At 39.6% G+C, this 17,459-nt stretch carries 20 protein-coding genes; 3 read left to right on the forward strand and 17 right to left on the reverse strand.

Features of this window, described 5'->3' with window-relative positions:
- Positions 1–541: 541 nt before the first annotated feature.
- Both D1953_RS03350 and D1953_RS03355 read right to left on the reverse strand, forming a co-directional pair.
- Positions 542–745, reverse strand: coding sequence for a hypothetical protein (locus D1953_RS03350; protein ID WP_119115755.1), 204 nt, complete (start codon positions 743–745; stop codon positions 542–544).
- Between the two features lie 21 nt (positions 746–766).
- The gene (locus D1953_RS03355; protein WP_119115756.1) at positions 767–1,129 is read right to left on the reverse strand and encodes a single-stranded DNA-binding protein; all 363 of its coding nucleotides are present in this window, start codon (positions 1,127–1,129) and stop codon (positions 767–769) included.
- Positions 1,130–1,447: 318 nt separating this feature from the next.
- On the opposite strand from D1953_RS03355, the gene D1953_RS03360 reads away from it, so the two are divergent.
- Entirely contained in the window at positions 1,448–1,882 is a 435-nt protein-coding gene (locus D1953_RS03360; protein WP_119115757.1) for a YwpF family protein, read from the forward strand.
- 123 nt (positions 1,883–2,005) lie between these two features.
- Here D1953_RS03360 and D1953_RS03365 read toward each other — a convergent pair whose 3' ends face one another.
- The 8 genes from D1953_RS03365 to spoIIQ form a co-directional block, all read right to left on the reverse strand.
- Positions 2,006–2,317: a hypothetical protein gene (locus tag D1953_RS03365; protein ID WP_182480485.1), complete on the reverse strand. Its 312-nt coding sequence runs from the start codon at positions 2,315–2,317 to the stop codon at positions 2,006–2,008.
- Positions 2,318–2,425: 108 nt separating this feature from the next.
- Positions 2,426–2,857, reverse strand: coding sequence for a 3-hydroxyacyl-ACP dehydratase FabZ (gene fabZ, locus D1953_RS03370; RefSeq protein ID WP_119115758.1), 432 nt, complete (start codon positions 2,855–2,857; stop codon positions 2,426–2,428).
- A gap of 33 nt (positions 2,858–2,890) precedes the next feature.
- Positions 2,891–3,142 carry a DNA-directed RNA polymerase subunit beta gene (locus D1953_RS03375; RefSeq protein WP_119115759.1) on the reverse strand — a complete coding sequence of 84 codons (252 nt, stop codon included), beginning with the start codon at positions 3,140–3,142 and terminating at the stop codon, positions 2,891–2,893.
- Between the two features lie 111 nt (positions 3,143–3,253).
- Positions 3,254–4,087 (reverse strand): flagellar hook-basal body protein, encoded by an 834-nt coding sequence (locus D1953_RS03380; RefSeq protein ID WP_119115760.1) that lies wholly within the window; start codon positions 4,085–4,087, stop codon positions 3,254–3,256.
- A 35-nt stretch (positions 4,088–4,122) separates the two neighbouring features.
- Positions 4,123–4,959, reverse strand: a complete 837-nt coding sequence (locus tag D1953_RS03385) for a flagellar hook-basal body protein (protein ID WP_119115761.1) — start codon at positions 4,957–4,959, stop codon at positions 4,123–4,125.
- 215 nt (positions 4,960–5,174) lie between these two features.
- Entirely contained in the window at positions 5,175–6,176 is a 1,002-nt protein-coding gene (gene mreB, locus D1953_RS03390; RefSeq protein ID WP_119115762.1) for a rod shape-determining protein, read from the reverse strand.
- Positions 6,177–6,467: 291 nt separating this feature from the next.
- On the reverse strand, positions 6,468–6,740 hold the full coding sequence (spoIIID, locus tag D1953_RS03395) for a sporulation transcriptional regulator SpoIIID (protein WP_119115763.1): 273 nt from the start codon (positions 6,738–6,740) through the stop codon (positions 6,468–6,470).
- Between the two features lie 392 nt (positions 6,741–7,132).
- Positions 7,133–7,945 carry a stage II sporulation protein SpoIIQ gene (spoIIQ, locus tag D1953_RS03400; protein ID WP_119115764.1) on the reverse strand — a complete coding sequence of 271 codons (813 nt, stop codon included), beginning with the start codon at positions 7,943–7,945 and terminating at the stop codon, positions 7,133–7,135.
- 303 nt (positions 7,946–8,248) lie between these two features.
- Here spoIIQ and D1953_RS03405 point away from each other — a divergent pair, with 303 nt between their 5' ends.
- Positions 8,249–8,674, forward strand: a complete 426-nt coding sequence (locus D1953_RS03405) for a VanZ family protein (RefSeq protein ID WP_119115765.1) — start codon at positions 8,249–8,251, stop codon at positions 8,672–8,674.
- Between the two features lie 18 nt (positions 8,675–8,692).
- Here the strand turns inward: D1953_RS03405 and spoIID are convergent, their stop codons facing one another.
- Positions 8,693–9,724: a stage II sporulation protein D gene (spoIID, locus tag D1953_RS03410; protein WP_245979881.1), complete on the reverse strand. Its 1,032-nt coding sequence runs from the start codon at positions 9,722–9,724 to the stop codon at positions 8,693–8,695.
- An 87-nt stretch (positions 9,725–9,811) separates the two neighbouring features.
- On the opposite strand from spoIID, the gene D1953_RS21130 reads away from it, so the two are divergent.
- Positions 9,812–9,964: a hypothetical protein gene (locus D1953_RS21130; protein ID WP_182480486.1), complete on the forward strand. Its 153-nt coding sequence runs from the start codon at positions 9,812–9,814 to the stop codon at positions 9,962–9,964.
- On the opposite strand, the gene murA is transcribed toward D1953_RS21130, so the two are convergent.
- From murA to nuoL, 6 genes are all read right to left on the reverse strand, one after another.
- A complete protein-coding gene (gene murA, locus D1953_RS03415) occupies positions 9,954–11,252 on the reverse strand; it encodes a UDP-N-acetylglucosamine 1-carboxyvinyltransferase (protein ID WP_119115766.1) in 1,299 nt (432 codons plus the stop codon). The genes D1953_RS21130 and murA overlap by 11 nt on opposite strands.
- A gap of 32 nt (positions 11,253–11,284) precedes the next feature.
- Positions 11,285–12,031 (reverse strand): YwmB family TATA-box binding protein, encoded by a 747-nt coding sequence (locus D1953_RS03420; RefSeq protein WP_119115767.1) that lies wholly within the window; start codon positions 12,029–12,031, stop codon positions 11,285–11,287.
- A 123-nt stretch (positions 12,032–12,154) separates the two neighbouring features.
- Positions 12,155–12,394: a DUF1146 family protein gene (locus D1953_RS03425; RefSeq protein WP_119115768.1), complete on the reverse strand. Its 240-nt coding sequence runs from the start codon at positions 12,392–12,394 to the stop codon at positions 12,155–12,157.
- A 148-nt stretch (positions 12,395–12,542) separates the two neighbouring features.
- Positions 12,543–14,072 carry an NADH-quinone oxidoreductase subunit NuoN gene (gene nuoN, locus D1953_RS03430; protein ID WP_119115769.1) on the reverse strand — a complete coding sequence of 510 codons (1,530 nt, stop codon included), beginning with the start codon at positions 14,070–14,072 and terminating at the stop codon, positions 12,543–12,545.
- 4 nt (positions 14,073–14,076) lie between these two features.
- Positions 14,077–15,591, reverse strand: coding sequence for a complex I subunit 4 family protein (locus D1953_RS03435; RefSeq protein ID WP_119115770.1), 1,515 nt, complete (start codon positions 15,589–15,591; stop codon positions 14,077–14,079).
- Positions 15,588–17,429, reverse strand: a complete 1,842-nt coding sequence (nuoL, locus tag D1953_RS03440) for an NADH-quinone oxidoreductase subunit L (protein WP_119115771.1) — start codon at positions 17,427–17,429, stop codon at positions 15,588–15,590. The genes D1953_RS03435 and nuoL overlap by 4 nt, the downstream gene beginning before the upstream one ends.
- Positions 17,430–17,459: the final 30 nt, after the last annotated feature.

A 17,459-nucleotide genomic window follows, 5' to 3' on the forward strand; every position in this document is an offset into this window, starting at 1 on the left:
TTAACGTGTCCACTTTTTAGACTAACCTCATCATCACCCTTATGAAGACCTTTTGCCGGAATCGATTCTCTCATTTTATCCTTCAACTAAACGAAAAGGCTGTCCCGAAAGCCATTTTTTCTGACTTTTGGAACAGCCCCATGAAAAATAAAAAGAAATCTTCATAAACTCTAACCTTTAATTCTGTTCATGATATTATTAAGCTCCGTATCGTGCTTACCTGTCTTTGAACTTAGAATTTATTTTAAGATCGCCTCTATTTCAATTCACTCCACGCTCTTTTATTAGAGTATAGCACGTAGACTTTTTTCTTTTCTGTCGTTCCTTCACTATAACGCTGTTCGGAAAACACCATCCCCTAACAGAGCCAATGATAAAAAAAATGACTGCAGAAGCAGCCATTCAAAAGTGAGGGGAATCAATTATTATTGATTCAATAGAAGGAACGTTCGGGGGTGGTCTTACGTGGTGAATCACCATGCCGTGATTCAAAGTTCAGAGGGGACTAAGATGTATGTTGCTCAGCGCTGAATTCTACTTTCTAGTTTTGGAGTTCTGTTAACTTTTGTTCCAAAGCTTCGCAACGTGCTTCGACGAGCTGTAGCTTTCGCTCAAAATTGGCTAGCATTGCTTCGTTTGTGACTGTTTTCACTTGCGTATTCGCAATGAATCGAATCAAGTTTTGAATCAGCTTCTCTGTTCGTTCAACGTCTTGAAATGAGTGGAATGAATGATTTCCTTTCAAATATATCTCACCTCCTACACACTACAAACCAATAGACTCATATGCTTGCTTTGGAACGTCTAACTTCCTCGGTCCAACAAACTGAACCATTTCAGCCACTACTTCTGTTACATATACTTGCTTACCCTCTTGATTCTCGTAACGACGTGTCTGGATTCTTCCAGTAATCCCAATCATTGAGCCGCGCCGACAATATTGGACCGTATTCTCAGCCGTTTTCCTCCATAGCGTGCATTGCACAAAATCAGCATCGTATTCACCAGCTTGATTTCGAAAAGGGCGATTCACCGCAATCGTTACATTCGAAACAGCTTTTCCATCTGCTGTGTACCGCAACTCAGGATCTTTCGTCAAGCGTCCAACCAGGGTTACTTGGTTAATCAACATCTCAGCTCCTTTCTTGTAAGATGCTTTTATCATACTGAAGCTTGCTCAAATTACCAAATCGACAAAATGCCATTTTTTTCACCCATTTTCGTGCTAAAATGGCATTTTCCCGTTTAAAACTACTATTTTGAGGCTATATTTATAGTGAAAATAGAGGAAATATGCCATTTTAGTATTTTTCTTAAAAATTTTTCCTTTGTTCATATTTTAGACAAACGTATCGCATTCTTTCTATTTCTTCGTTATTTTTGAGTGTGTTATAATAAATTGGAATATTTACATTTTTTTACGAAACTGAGAAGTAGGAGGAAGCATATGAAGTCATTTAAACTTATTTCATTACAACTTGTGAATGAAAAACTGCAGCTTATTGATATTCATCTAGTCGATGGGCTCATTATTAATAAAGAAGATCGTGCAAATACATGGCTTCTTGAAGCAATTATCCCCCCTGAACATTATGAAGAATTAAAACATTCCCTACCACGTGAACATGAAAATGCGCTTATCCAAGCAGTGATTACGAAAAAAGAAAACGACCCGGCCATGTTTAAAACGGTTTTAAAAACGCAAAAACTTATCGACGGTCACATTAGTCTTCTTTTCGTTGGCCACCTTCAAAATACACGCAGCAAATATGCAGAACTACTTCTTGAAGATTTAGTCCACAAAGGCTTCACCGGCGATTTACTCATTAAAGAATTCAAAGAAAAGATCCGCTCTAGACCTAAGCTTACCACTCATAAATAACTCCATTTCTCTGTCATCCCACATCTACAATAAGTGGGACAATGTCTCTTAACAAATAGTTAAATTCAACTACTAACCAAAAAGAGAAAGACTGTTTCCCGTAAGAAACAGTCTTTTCCATTGTTATTTGTTGTCATTGTCGTCTTGATCTGTTAATGTGTCATCATTATCGTCTGGATCTAAGGCATCTTCTACGTCATCTACGCCTTGTTCAACATCATCTTCTACATCATTAACATCATCATTTACATCATTTCCCAAATCATCATCTACGTTGTTATCATTTACGTCATCATTTACATCGTTGTTATCTTCATCGATAATATTGTTATCATTCTCTGGTGCCGGATCATTATCGTCATCTGTCCCGCAACCAACTAGAAACATCGCTGATAGGAATGAGCCACCAAGTAGTGCTAATAGCCGCTTTTTCATTATGCGTAACCTCCCTTCTTTTCTCGACAGTAAATATGTTGCCCGAATTCGACATTAACTTGCGTGTTTTTCAAAAAAAGAGAGGAGATGTTCATCTCCTCTCTAGCCCTATTCCTTATCGCTAAAAGCAAACATAATCTCGGTTTCACAGGCTACCTCACCATCAACCGTTGCTACTGCTTTTCCTTTACCAACAGACCCTCTTAAACGTAAAATTTCCACTTCTAGGCGAAGTTGATCTCCGGGCTTCACTTGACGTTTGAAGCGGCAGTTATCAATACCCGCAAAAAAAGCTAAGCGTCCTTTATGCTCCTCTTGCTTTAACACGGCAACAGCACCCACTTGAGCCAACGCTTCAACAATTAACACCCCCGGCATTACTGGATAATCTGGAAAATGACCATTAAAAAACTCTTCATTTGCTGTTACGTTTTTCAATCCAACCGCTCGTTTTCCCTCTTCGATTTCAATGATTCGATCCACTAATAAAAAAGGATAGCGATGTGGAATAATTTCTTTAATTTGCGTAATATCTAACATAAATTAGACCTCCTTGATTTAAAAACAACCGCATCATGCACCTTCATTGACGATGTCAACAATATGAGTCCACGTTGAGATTTTAAATACATCTACTGCATTTCCGCTCCCAATGACACTATACCCAATTAATACCCCTATGATAACCATAAGGACAATTAAAGCAGCAACAATCAACAACCGAAGCCAAATTGGTAACAGTCGAATTTTAATTTTCTCATCTTGTCTTACTTCCTGTTTTGGTTCTTCTTCCCACTGTTGTTTTGTTAAACTTCTTTGCTCCATTTTATATCATGTAAGCTCCTTTTTAGAGATTCGCTTTAACTTTATCATGTTTTCATAAACAGTACGAGTCCCAACCTTTGGCAGGACTAGGCCTATTTATTTATGAAATCTTTAACGAATCGAATTTACTAAGCCTAACATTTGATCTGCCATCGTGATGGAACGGGATTGGAATTGATACATTCTTTGAGCTGTGATTAAATCTGTCATTTCCTTTGAAAGATCGACATTCGATGATTCAAGTGCACCTTGTTTCATCGAGATATCTGTGCGTGAAGCGCCTGTTAGTTCAGTCAATACATCATCAGCCGTTACACCTAGACCATCATAGTTATCCGGAAGCCCATACAAATTATCGCCTAGCTTTTCAAGGAATTGCGGTTTTTGAACCGATACAACACCTAGATTGAAGGTTTGTTCCCCGCCATCGGTTGTAATTGCTTTTACTACGCCTTCATCAGAAATCCGGATTTCTTTAATGTCACCTTCAATGACAATATCATTACCGTTTTCATCAAGCACATTATGCCCGTCCGCTGTTACAAGCATGTTTTCATTTCCATTAGGCGATAGATAAAACGCACCGTCTCTTGATAAACGAATGACGTTCCCTTCTTCTACACCAATCATAAAGTATAAGTTTTCCTTTGTGAAAGCTACATCTAAATCCCGATTTGTCGTTTTTAGGGAACCTTGAGACTGGACATTTTGAATTTGACCAATTTTTGCTCCATTTCCTTGGCGAATTCCAAGCGGTGTTAAACGGCCCACTTCAGCCACTTGATTCGGTTGATTATTCAATTGCTGAACAAGTAAATCTGTAAAGCTTGCTTCGCCTCGCTTAAAACCAGCTGTCTCAACATTGGCCATATTATTGCTAATAACATCGATTTGTTTTTGCAATTGGCCTAGCGTATTGCTTGCTGCTATCATCGTTCGATTCATCGCTATCCTCCTTCATTTACGCTGATTCCTTGAAATTAGCCAATTTTACCTACTTCATTCACCGTTTTATTTAAACTTTGATCATAAGCTTGCAGCACTTTTTGATTGGCTTCAAAAGAACGATATACAGACAACATTTCCGTCATTGTCTGCGCTGCATCTACATTAGAGTTTTCAATATACCCTTGCTTGATTGTAAAAAATACATCGTCCTCATCGTACGCATTCGTAAGTTCTGCATTGGCACTAAAAAGACCATCGCCTTCTTTTACAAGCTGCCCAGCAGGGTCATTGGAATAAGCAATGCCAATTTGAGCGACTTGTGCAGCATCTTGTAAAATAACGCCATTATCCGATACTGTAAACTGATCATTATCTAGTTGAATCCGCTCGTTATTCCCATCTAACACATAATAGCCGCCGGACGTCGTTAAATATCCTTGACTGTCCAAGGTAAAGTTTCCATTGCGTGTGTACCGTACATCACCATTCCCATTTTGAACAGTAAAAAACAACGCACCTGCTACCCCCGTCTCTTCATCAATGGGCATTTCGCCATGTACTAAGGCAAGATCTGTTTTCAAATCTGTTTGTTTAATATCACCTTGTTTAAATAGCGGATTCGTTTCTTGTATATATACGCCTGTATGCAAGCTGCCGACCTGTGCAAAGGAAGGCATTTTCTTTCCATTCCCATTTGGAATCGTTTCATCTTCCATTCGGTTCAGCAGCATTTCTGGAAAAGAACGTACGCTTGATTGATCAGCTTTATAGCCCGGGGTATTCGCATTCGCCATATTGTTTGTTAACATTTCTGTCCGTCTTTGCTGAGTTAGCATCCCTGAAGCTGCTGTATAAAATCCTTTTAGCATCCTTATCGCTCCTTCTCATATGTACCGTTCCATTTTTGACCGTATATGTACATTATCGGCTGTTTCTATCTATATTTGAAGTGAAAAATGAAGGAGAATATTGGTACGAAGTATCAAGGAACTCTTTTAAAGGCTATACAAAAAAGGATCTATTGCTCAACGGGCTTCTGTTTCATCCCTGCTTATCTGAACGTTAGATCCTTCTTTCACATCATTTAATTAAATTTACGTTTTGGCAACTTGTCCATATTATCAAGCATGACACCTGTTCCGATTGCCACACAATCCATTGGATTTTCCGCTACTAATACCGGTACTTTTAACTCTTCTGCAAGAAGTAAGTCAATACCGTGCAATAACGCACCGCCGCCTGTTAAAATAACACCACGGTCGATAATATCCGCTGAAAGTTCTGGCGGTGTTCTTTCAAGCACACTCTTCGCCGCTTGAACGATAACCGATACTTGTTCACGAAGAGCCTCTTCAATTTCCTCTGAATTCACCGTAATCGTTCTCGGTAGACCTGAAACCATATCACGCCCGCGAATTTCAATTTCTTCTTTACGTGAACCAGGGAAAACAGTCGCTACTTGAATTTTAATATTTTCTGCTGTGCGCTCCCCAATAAGCAGTTTATATTGACGTTTAACATAGTGTAAAATCTCATTGTCAAACTTATCCCCAGCCATTTTAATCGAAGAAGATGTAACGATATCCCCCATAGAAAGAACGGCGATATCTGTCGTTCCACCACCGATATCAACGACCATGTTTCCGCTCGGTTGGAAAATATCCATTCCTGCTCCAATTGCAGCTACCTTTGGTTCCTCTTCTAAATACACCTTTTTACCGCCGCTTTTTTCTGCTGCTTCTTTAATCGCTTTTTGTTCAACGCTTGTAATATTTGTTGGACAACAGATTAAAATTCTTGGCTTAGAAAGAAAACCTTTTACATTCAATTTATTAATAAAATGTTTAAGCATCGCTTCTGTAACATCAAAGTCTGCAATTACTCCATCTTTTAACGGACGAATAGCCATAATATTCCCAGGTGTACGTCCGACCATTTTTCTTGCTTCTTCACCGACAGCCAACACACGATTTGTATTTTTATCAATCGCCACAACAGATGGCTCATTTAAAACGATTCCTTTGCCTTTAACATGTATTAGAACATTTGCTGTTCCAAGATCAATCCCAATATCTCTAGCAAACATTTGTTTATATCCTCCTTGATTATCCTCACATGAAACCGAAACTATCCTAATTTTATATTTTATCATATTGTCTTATGACAAGTAAGAGTCAAAACAGAAATCCTGTCGAATCATGTCTCTTACAGTAAGAAATACATAGGCGACTCTTATCTTTTCACGACAAACTAAACATCAAAACGTACCGAGTGTTTTCATGTCTAGTAAAAAAATCACGACCTTTATAAGGTACCATATTCCTGCCTAAAATGCCTAAAAAAAACCACCTACAACATTTGTAAGTGGTTTCAGTTATTACTTCACAATTTCTTCCTCTCTCTCAGAGCGCTTATATTTGAGCTTGGTTGCTTCGCCTCCTCTAAGGTGACGAATGGATTTATGATAATCCAATATATCCTTCACTTCATTAGCCAATTCGGGATTAATCTCTGGAAGTCTTTCGGTTAAATCTTTGTGAACGGTACTTTTGGATACACCAAACTCTTTTGCAATGACACGCACTGTTTTCCTTGTTTCCACGATATACTTTCCTATCTTGATAGTTCTTTCTTTGATGTAATCGTGCACACCACTCGACCTCCCCAAGTTGGATGTGAGAAGTGTGAAATGAGATTCGTTTGTCGAATCTAATGGTGCTAACATTTTCCTTCAATTATAAAATAGACGAGTCCTCACCTCAAACACTCTCTTTGTACGGTTTCTAACAGTGTATTAGCTTGGGTAAGGATATATACCATAGGATAAACCTTTTTTTCAAAAAATTGACGATATTGGGCTTTTGGAATAAATAATAAATATAAATAGCTGTTTATCTTCGAGTTTTCTGTTTTATCTATCGAAATTTTTAATTTATCGTCGAGTTTTTCATTTTATCTATAGCAAAAGAAACCCGCCTGTCGACGAGTTTCCTGCACCAAATTGTTCAGTTGTCGCATCATAACATGGGTTGACGAATGCTTTTATTGTACTGGTTGTTCGTCTGCTTCGTTTGAATTGCTGTTCTCTTCTTGACTTGGTTCTTCTTTTGTATCTTCTTGTGTAGCTTCTTTTGGTTCTGCTTCTACTTCTTCATTATCTGAAGATACTGATTCTACTTGAATAGAAGAAGCTTGTTTACCTTCATAATCACTTGGATTTACTGCAACTTTATCTTTGCGAATTTCAAAGTGAACATGTGTACCTGCGTCTTCATTGATTTGACTTTTTCCTGCAGTAGCAATTGCTTGTCCTTGCTTCACTTGATCTCCAACCGCAACTTGAATGTCTGTAACAGCTTGATAACGTGTTACAACACCATCTTCATGCTCTACTTCAATAACATTTCCCAATAAAGCATCTTCTTGCACTTTTGTTACGACGCCACTTAAAGCAGCTACTACATCAAAGGCTTTTCCATCTTTTTGTGCGATATCAATTCCTTTATTTGGCTCATAACGGTTATCATAAGAAACCAATGCTTCTTCTTGTGCTTTTTCATCAGCATTCACATCATAGAATGGCTTCTTTACGACAGTACTCGCAACATCTTTCACCGGCATTTGAATCGTTTCAAGACTACTGTTTACTTCAACTGCAGGCTCATCGTAATTTTCACCTGATTGTGCTGAATCCTCTACCTTATCAGGACTAGCTGAGTTGTTGAAGCTATTTTGAACGATAAATACCAAAGCTAGGATAAGAGCTGCACTTGAAATGTAGATTGCTGGTAACGCCCAACGTTTTTTCAGAATACGTCGGAATTTGGAAGTAGATTTCTTTTCTTCCTCTCTCATAATTATCACCTCAGCAATCATTCTGAACAGATTACTGGAAGAATATACATATCTTGAAAAATATTTTTAGATTTATTTTGCGACAAAGGTATTTCTTTTATGCACGGCTCTGTTAAATAATATTTTTGGCTCATAGCGCCAGAGCCAAAGATTAACAGTGTCATCTAATAGTTTTATACAAAACAAATGTAAAACGTAAAGATTATGGCAACATTTACTGAGATAATCTCGCTTGTTCATTCCACTCTGCTGCATTTCCTGTTAAAATGACTAGTAGTATAGATAACAAAGGATGTTTTATAGATGCAGAAAGTTTTTCGTGTTACTTTGACGCTGTTACCGCTCCTTTATATGATTGCGGTTTGGGTCATGTCGAGCTTGCCGGATGATACGTTCGTTGAATTGCCTTCATCAACGACAGATCGTTTCGTAAAAGAAGCACTTCACTTAGTGGAGTTTGCGATTTTGTATATGCTGTTTGTGGCCGCTTTTGCTGCTAACCACAAGCTAACAGCTAGTTTGAGTTTGCTGGCTGCGATTGCCGCTAGCCTGTATGGAATTGTTGATGAAATCCATCAATCATTTGTACCAGCGCGTTCTGCTACACTGATTGATGTCGTGAAAGATATCATCGGAGTACTTGCCGCTTATTTCCACGTTCAATATCACTATTTCAAACGTAAGCGAGGCTTCTTAACAATTATTGAAAAATTAACCGACAAAAAATAAGAGCTGGGATCCCAGCTCTTATTTTTTTACTGTTAGCGTATTCACCCACTTGTTTGATGACTGAATCGTGACCCCTTTATAATAATACTTTACGATGTCTTTATAGCTTTTTCCCTCCTGAGCCATGCCGTTCGCGCCATATTGGCTCATCCCTACTCCGTGGCCATATCCTTTTGTGGTAATGATAATTTGATTACCTTGACGTTCCCAGCTAAAATCGGAGGACATTAAATGTAGTTTTTCCCGAATTTGCTTCCCTGTTAATTCTTTTCCGTTAATTCTTACAACTCCTACTCTCTTCCCTGCTGTCCGTTCAACAATCGTTCCAATTTCTGTCCCACTCGGAACATTTACACCTAATTTTTGTTCAAAATCTGCCACTGTCATCGCGACCTTGTTATAAAATTTTGGAGATTCTGTGTCCCAAGGGCTTGAAACACTTTTTAAATAAGGATAATCAGCTTTCCAATATTCTTCAGAGTTTTCCGTATATCCGTTACTCGTGGAAAAAAAAGTAGCTGTAATAGGATCACCATCATATGTTAAAATCTGCCCCGCTGTCTCCTGCACAGCTGCCTTTATCTTTTGAAGGTTCTGTTTATACTGAGAGCCCCATAATTCTTTTAGCTCTTGATCGCTTTTATACACTTGGTGGTTTTCACCGTCACTTACATCTGCATTAGCTGGTAACCCTGTTCGGTCTCCTTGAATGAGCTGATTGACAATATACGTTCTAGCTGTTAATGCTTGAGCTTTCAACGCTTCTTTTTCAAAGTTAACGGGCATTTCAGCTGCAACAACACCAATTAAATATGATTCAAGCGGTAGTTTTTGAACTTGCTTAGACGTTGTTCGAAGCACAGATACTTCGACAGCCGGCTCTTTCATCTTCTCCTTACTTTGTTCTTTCGTTGCCTTTTGTTCAATCTTTTCCGTTAATTTTCCAAACGTTGTATCATTGGAAAACGGAAGCACAAGCATAGCTGGAAGGAGGATGATCACGACGATTACAACGACTACTAGCATGAGCATCGGTTTAAGTGCTTTCAAAGTTCCTTGGCCTCCCTACACATTTTCTACTCTCCTCATAAATGTATGGAAGTGGACAAGCAAGTAGAACTAAAATAATCAATTGGCATGATTTTTCACGAATTTGGCGGGATTATCGGGGAAATTGGCGGGATTTTTTGCAAATTTGGCGGGATTATCGGAGAATTTGGCGGGATTCCTTACTCACAAACAGAAAAAAGACTGCGTTTAATCGCAGTCTCTCTATCTATTACGCATTAATATCCAAAGCAATCGTTTCCGTTGGCGTTACCTCTGTCACACGTTCGATATCAGCTCCGAGTGCAGCTAATTTGCCATGGAAATTCACATAGCCTCGATCTAGATGCTTCAACTCCGTTACACGCGTAATGCCATCTGCAACAAGACCTGTTAAAATTAACGCCGCAGCCGCTCGTAAATCAGTTGCTGCCACTTCAGCACCTTGTAAATCAGATGGACCATTTGTAATAACAGAACGGCCTTCAATCTTGATGTTCGCATTCATTCTACGGAATTCTTCTACATGCATAAAACGGTTTTCGAACACCGTTTCTGTAATCATTCCTGTTCCTTCTGCACGAAGAAGCAAGGCCATCATTTGTGATTGCATATCCGTTGGGAAACCTGGATGCGGCATCGTTTTAATATCGACAGCTTTTAGTTTTTCTGGTCCAATTACACGCAAGCCGTCCTCTTCTTCCGTAATCTCAACACCCATTTCTACCATCTTTGCAATCAAAGAAGTTAGATGTTCAGGAACGGCTCCTCTAACAAGTACGTTTCCACGCGTAATCGCAGCCGCTGTCATAAATGTACCTGCCTCAATACGATCAGGAATAATCGTATGCTCGGCACCATATAATTTCTTGACACCTTCAATTTTTATCGTTGCTGTTCCAGCACCTTTGACTTTAGCTCCCATTTTATTCAAAAGGTTTGCTAAATCAACAATTTCCGGTTCTTTTGCAACGTTTTCTAGAATTGTTGTACCTTCAGCCAATGTAGCAGCCATCATAATATTTTCTGTAGCACCTACACTTGGAAAGTCAAGGTAAACTCTTGCACCTTTTAATCCGCCTTCTACTTCCGCATCAATGAAGCCGTTCCCGACCTTCACCTTTGCTCCCATTGCTTCAAAGCCTTTTAAATGCTGATCAATTGGACGTGAACCAATTGCACAGCCGCCAGGCAATGCTACACGAGCACGGCCAGTTCTTGCAAGTAGTGAACCCATTACTAATACAGACGCGCGCATTTTACGTACATATTCAAATGGCGCTTCTTCTAAAAGCTCCTTTGATGCATCTACAGTTACTTGATTATTGTGAAAGGCAACCTCTGCATTCAAGTTGCGCAAAACTTCGTTAATTGTATATACATCGGAGAGCGTTGGAACATCATGAATGATACTTTTTCCATCGCTTGCTAATAAGGTTGCAGCGAGCACCGGCAAAACAGCGTTCTTAGCCCCTTCTACTTTAACTGTTCCGCTAAGCCGTTTTCCGCCGCGGACAATGATTTTTTCCAAAAGTATTCCCCTCCGCGTCCATTTTCTCTATATTAATATTCAAACGTAATGATGGGTGTGCCAATAACAAAACTTGTCCTTGCGCCCAATCCATCTGTCCGTAAACCAAGTTGCATATTGATTTTAGTATTCTTTAAACTTTGTGTAAATAAGGTAGAATGAGCAGAAGTAGAAATAAAGTTCTCATCCTCTACACCCTCTATTTCGCTTGCATTAAATCTTTGTAACAATTTTTCCATTTGTGCAAGTAAAGCCGAATTCATATTATCACTGATGTACCCTTCCATACAAGCAAAAACTGAAGGAGTACCCATAAATATGCCATTCATCCTGTGTTCAAAGGTTGTAATTAAGAAATGGGGATATCCTTTGTCCCATTTGTATCCCTTTACTTCATATATGATATAGGTAACGATGTTCGCATGTTCCTTTGTTGTAACCATTCTGATTGATTCTGTCAGATGAGATCCGTGGCTGAATGTTGCTTCTGCCTTCCAAGCATCACCTTCGTCGAAAAAGCTCCATTGAAAGTCTGGATACTTTTGTTTTAAAGTATGCACTTTTCTCTCGAACTCTTCTTTTGTAGCAATCTCGTTATTTACTTCTCTCGCAAATACAGACCACTCTTCTATGCTTACATTCTCTTCTTTTTCTAGATGTTCAGCGATTGTAACAATATCTAATTGGTCCTTCGCCACCGTTGTACTGTTCCCCCACACCATCACCAGCAAACTACTAAATAGTATGTATGTTAACATTTTATTGTTCCATTTGTACATGTTAAATCCCTCCCTCCTATCATTCTTGCCCAGGGAAGGGAGTTCATACTTCGTTTTTTTCGCCAATTGATGACATGCTCGTTAAATAACTAGCAATAATTAGTTATACATAGTACATGCTGCTTACTGATTGAATATATATGGCAGCTGTTTCGCAAAAACTAGGTAATCGAGGAAGAAATTACTTACAACTGATCCAATCGCAATCGTTAATAAAATATATAATACTCTCGCTTGTAAGACCGCGTTCGATCGTAAAAGCTTCTGAAAGTTTAACGCTTGCAAAGCCCACCAAGTTACTGCAATAAAACATAGATGTACAATCATGCTGAGTAAGGCTTGCTGGCCAATTGCTGAAAACATATAAACCCTCCTATATACATACATGTTCATTCTATCACAAAATACCTCTTAATTTGGAATTAATCATCTCAATTACGCAAAAATATTTTTCGACAGGATCAAAAGGCTTGCCTTCTGCACGTGCAAGCCTTTCTTCTATATCATTCGATTACCCCATGGAAATAAAGTCCGTAAAATCACCAAAATGTTGATGAAGAAAATCTAATGCTATATTTGGAGCAAGTCCAAAAATCATCGTACCCACTACACAAACAAGAAGTACAATCATCAAGCTGACAGGGAACCGCACCGCTTCTTTTGTTGCAGCTGGGCGAAAAAAGATTTGAACGAGTAAACTAAAATAATAAACATAGGAAAGAATCGTTGTTGCTAATAGAATGCTAGCTAGAATATAATCCGTTGGCGTGCTTCCTAACAGCGCTCCTAGAAAAATATGAAACTTTCCAATAAACCCTGCCGTTCCTGGAATGCCTGCTAATGAAAGAAGAAAAATGGTCATAGCAACCGCTGCTGCGGGAGACCGTTTCGCTAATCCGACAAAAATAAACCTTTGTTCCGAACTATTTGCATCTGCTAACCATTGAAACACAGCAAAGGCTCCGATATTCATGAATAAATAGGCAAGAAAGTAAAACCAAACCGTATCTAATAAAAAGTAGCCTCCCCCTAATGTGGCCACCGCTACTAACAAGTAGCCTGCATGAGCGATGCCTGAATAAGCCAGTAATCGCTTCACATTTTGCTGCCTTAACGCTAACACATTCCCAATAATCATCGTTGCCCCAGCTAAAACGGCAATAAACACGCGATTTTGCTCTAAAAACGCCACCGTTCCGAACGTGTCACCCGATGCTGCAAGAAAGAGCGATAATAACAAGCGTAACAAAATGACAAAGCCTGCTATTTTAGAAATTACACTTAAAAATGCTGTTACTGGCGTAGGGGCGCCTTCATATACATCTGGTGCCCACATATGAAACGGTGCTGTTGCCAGCTTAAAGGACAACCCGACAAGAACCATAAAGAAAGCTAGACCGAGTAAATAGAGCACTTGGCTATCACTTACTCTCGCCATCGTTTCACTCATCTCTCCTAAATTCGTCGAACCAGTTAATCCATATAAATAACTCATGCCAAACAATGTAATCGCTGTTGAAATACCGCCCATCACTACATATTTTAATGCCGCTTCATTAGACTTCAGATTTTTTTTCTTCATCCCTGCCAATATATAAGAAGAAATAGACAATAGCTCTAACCCAACAACTAACGTAATTAAGTCACCGCTCGATGTCATCATCATAGCACCAAGTAAAGCAGTTAAGAATAAATAATAAAACTCTCCTTGATAGCCTCCTAAACCATCATTAGCTGAATGACTTGCCGCCAATACAATGACAAGACCTGCTCCTATTAATAAAAGAAGCTTACTGGCCTTTGCAAAAGAATCCAGACGAAATGTATCCGCTAAAATACTCGTTTCGGCTAACGGCAGCAAACTGATGAGTGATACGAAAGCAAGCACAATGCCTATTAGCGCAAACCAAGCGAGCGGCCTCCGGTTGAATCGCTTCGGTGCAAATAAGTCAAATAAGGATAAAAGAATCGCTGTCCCAAGGATTATAAATTCTGGCATCATGGCGCCCCATTCATATGAGAGCACGGTTTTCATATCCATTTCATCATCCTCCGATCCTTAACAGCCATGTCGTAATATCCTCTTGCACTAGTTGACCAAGCCACATCGGATAAACACCAATCGCTACAATAACCATAAACAAAATGGCAATAGGCACATACTCGATGCCCTGCACATCCCGCCAAGTCATGGAGTATGTCTTTTTTCCAAACGTTATTTTTAAAACAGCTCTCAGCGTATAAGCTGCTGTTAAAATAAGACCGATTACAGCGATGATGGCTAACAGCATTTGTTCTTTAAAGAGGCCTAAAAAAGCCATAAATTCACTAATAAACCCTGACATCCCAGGTAAACCAAGCGCCGCTAGCCCTGCCGTCAGAAGCACACCTGAGAAAATGGGCAGATGTTCAGCCAAGCCTCCGAGTTCATTCAGCTCTGTTGTTCCTGTCCGCTCATATAATAGCGCAATTAAGAAAAACAGAAGCGCGGCAATCGCACCATGAGAGACAGCTTGAAAAACAGCACCTTGAAGACCAGCATCATTAAGCGTTCCAAACCCGAAGAAAACAATGCCCATATGTGATACGGAGGAATACGCCCAAACAAGCTTTAAATCCGTTTGAACAAGCGCCAAAAACGCTCCATATAAAAAGCTGATAACCCCGACAATCATAAACAACAGCGCAAGCTTTTCCACCTGTTCTGGAAAGATTCCAAGGCCGAAGCGAATCATGCCGTAAGCTCCAATTTTCAACAGTACGCCTGCATGAAGCATGACAACAGGCGGAGCGGCTTCACGATGTACACGAACCATCCAACTATGAAATGGAAAGACCGGCAATTTAATTGCAAAAGCGATAAATAGCAGAATACAAAGCATGTCTGTCAAGAAAGGAGAGATTGGTGCTAATAGCGCTACATCACCAACATTTAAAATATGCGTTAACGCATCAATATTCGTTGTTCCTACTCGAACAAATAACGTTGCAATGACAAATAACAATAAGACAGAGCCAATACCGTTATAGACGAGAAAATGATAGGCTGCCTTCTCCTTATTTACATACCCCCATCTTCCGATTAAGAAGAAAAGAGAAACAAATGTCACTTCAAAAAAGAGGAAGAATAAAAGTAAATTATCTGCCATAAACACACCTAACATCCCGATTTCGAGCAGCAAGAACAACAAAAAGTAGCCTTTCCATTCTGTTTTAATATAAAAGGAAGCCAGTGCTGCAAGCATCGACAAAACGGTTGTTAATAGGATAAACACCAGGCTAAATCCGTCAAGGCTTAATTCAAAATCAATCGTATACAAGGTGTCATCATACATCGCTAAATTACCAAACTGAATCCAATTCCATTTAATCTGATAAGAAGATAGTGAAACACCTGTCAGCCATTGTTGATAAAGAAATAATGAGATCAACAGCGGCATTAATGTACCTATCCACCCAAATTGCTTCAGTGTTTTTTCCTCTGTTTTTGGCATCAGCCAAATCATAATCATCCCGATGACTGGTGAGAATACTAATAAGGGAAGCAAATAGTCATTCATCGCAAGTACCCCCCTGCAACCAAATATACGACCACTAAGACGGCTAAGCTAAGAAAGGCAATTGCGCCATACTGCTGCACTTGTCCCGATTGCAGCTTTGTTGCCTTCTTCGCAAACATACGAGTAATTCGGATTACAACCAACAAAAAACCGTCTATTACATATCGTTCTATATAAACCAAACTACGGCTAACAGCTTTCGTGGATACAATCATAGTTCGTTCATACAATTCATCGATATAATATTTATTGGCAACTACTCGATAGGCACTCGACTCACCTTCTGTAAGCAAGCTGCTTTTGCGATGCAGTATATAAGCAATCCCTATACCGATTCCCGAAACAATGGTCGCGATAAGCATGAGCCAAAGCGAGAACTCATGATGACTATTTTCATTTGTCAGCCAATCCCCAAGAAATGTGCCAAACCACGGTGTTTGAACATAGCCAATGCCTATCGAAAAAACAGCGAGAATGATCATTGGCAGCCACATAATCATAGGTGATTCCTTCACAGCATGAATGGGTGTTTTCTCTTCGCCGCCAAAGATGGAAAAAAATAAACGAAACATATAAAAAGCTGTTAAAAGCGAAGTAAGCAATGCCAGCGTAAATAAGAAATAGTTCCCATTATCCCAAACGGAAAGAAGAATTTCCTCTTTACTAAAAAAACCCGATAATAGCGGGACTCCTGAAATGGCCAACGTCCCGATTAAAAATAAAGGTCCTGTCCATCGCAGCTTCTTCCAAAGCCCGCCCATTTTCTCAATATTTTGCGTATGCACAGCATGAATGACACTTCCAGCTGCAAGAAAAAGGAGGGCTTTAAAAAAAGCATGTGTCACTAAATGAAAGACCGCCGCAACATACCCTGCCGTACCAAGTGCAAGAAACATAAACCCAAGCTGACTCATCGTTGAATAAGCAAGAACCCGCTTCACATCTGTTTGGACAACCGCGATGCTTGCGGCAAATAAAGCGGTCAAACCACCTGTCACCGCTACGACTAAAAGGGCTACTTCACTGGCCTGAAATAGAGGATACGTGGCAGCGACTAAATACACCCCCGCTGCGACCATCGTTGCTGCATGAATAAGAGCAGATACAGGAGTGGGGCCTTCCATCGCATCTGGAAGCCAGGTGTGTAAAGGAAATTGTCCAGACTTACCAACCGCGCCGACAAAGATCATAATCGCAATAAACGTGAGCAATGATTGCGATATGTCCCCCGCTTCCACAGCTTGAAAAATAACGCTATATTCAAAGCTGCGTGTTTGCCAGAATAAAAGAATCATCCCAATGAGGAGGCCCATATCTCCAATTCTTGTCATAATAAAGGCCTTTTTCGCCGCTCGCTTGGCTTCTTGTTTATGAAAATAAAAGCCGATTAACAAGAACGAGCCTAAACCAACAAGTTCCCAAAAAATATATAATTGAAGTAAATTAGGAGACATCACAAGAGCTAGCATCGCAAACGTGAAAAGTCCTAAGTAAGCATAAAAAATGGAGATTCGTTTTTCTCCGTTCATATACCCTTTTGAATACATATGAACGAGAAAACTAATAAACGAAACAAGTACAAGCATAAGAACATTCAATGGATTCAGTTCAAAACCGACTGTAATCTGCGCATCTCCAACTGTTAGCCAATTGAACGTTTGTTTATAGCTTGATTCATGTAAACTCTTAGTGAAAACGACAGCTGCACATATAAAGGACACAAACGTAAATAGACTGCCAACCTCTGCGCTTCGCGAACCAAAACGCTTGCCGAATAGAAGCAACAGAAAAAATGAGGCGAGCGGAAAAAGCGGTATCAGCCAAGCATTGTCGACCATGACTATCCAACTCCTTTTTCAACAGGCTTG

The organism is Peribacillus asahii (assembly GCF_003570725.1).
In the GTDB taxonomy this organism is placed as follows: Bacteria; Bacillota; Bacilli; order Bacillales; family DSM-1321; genus Peribacillus; species Peribacillus asahii.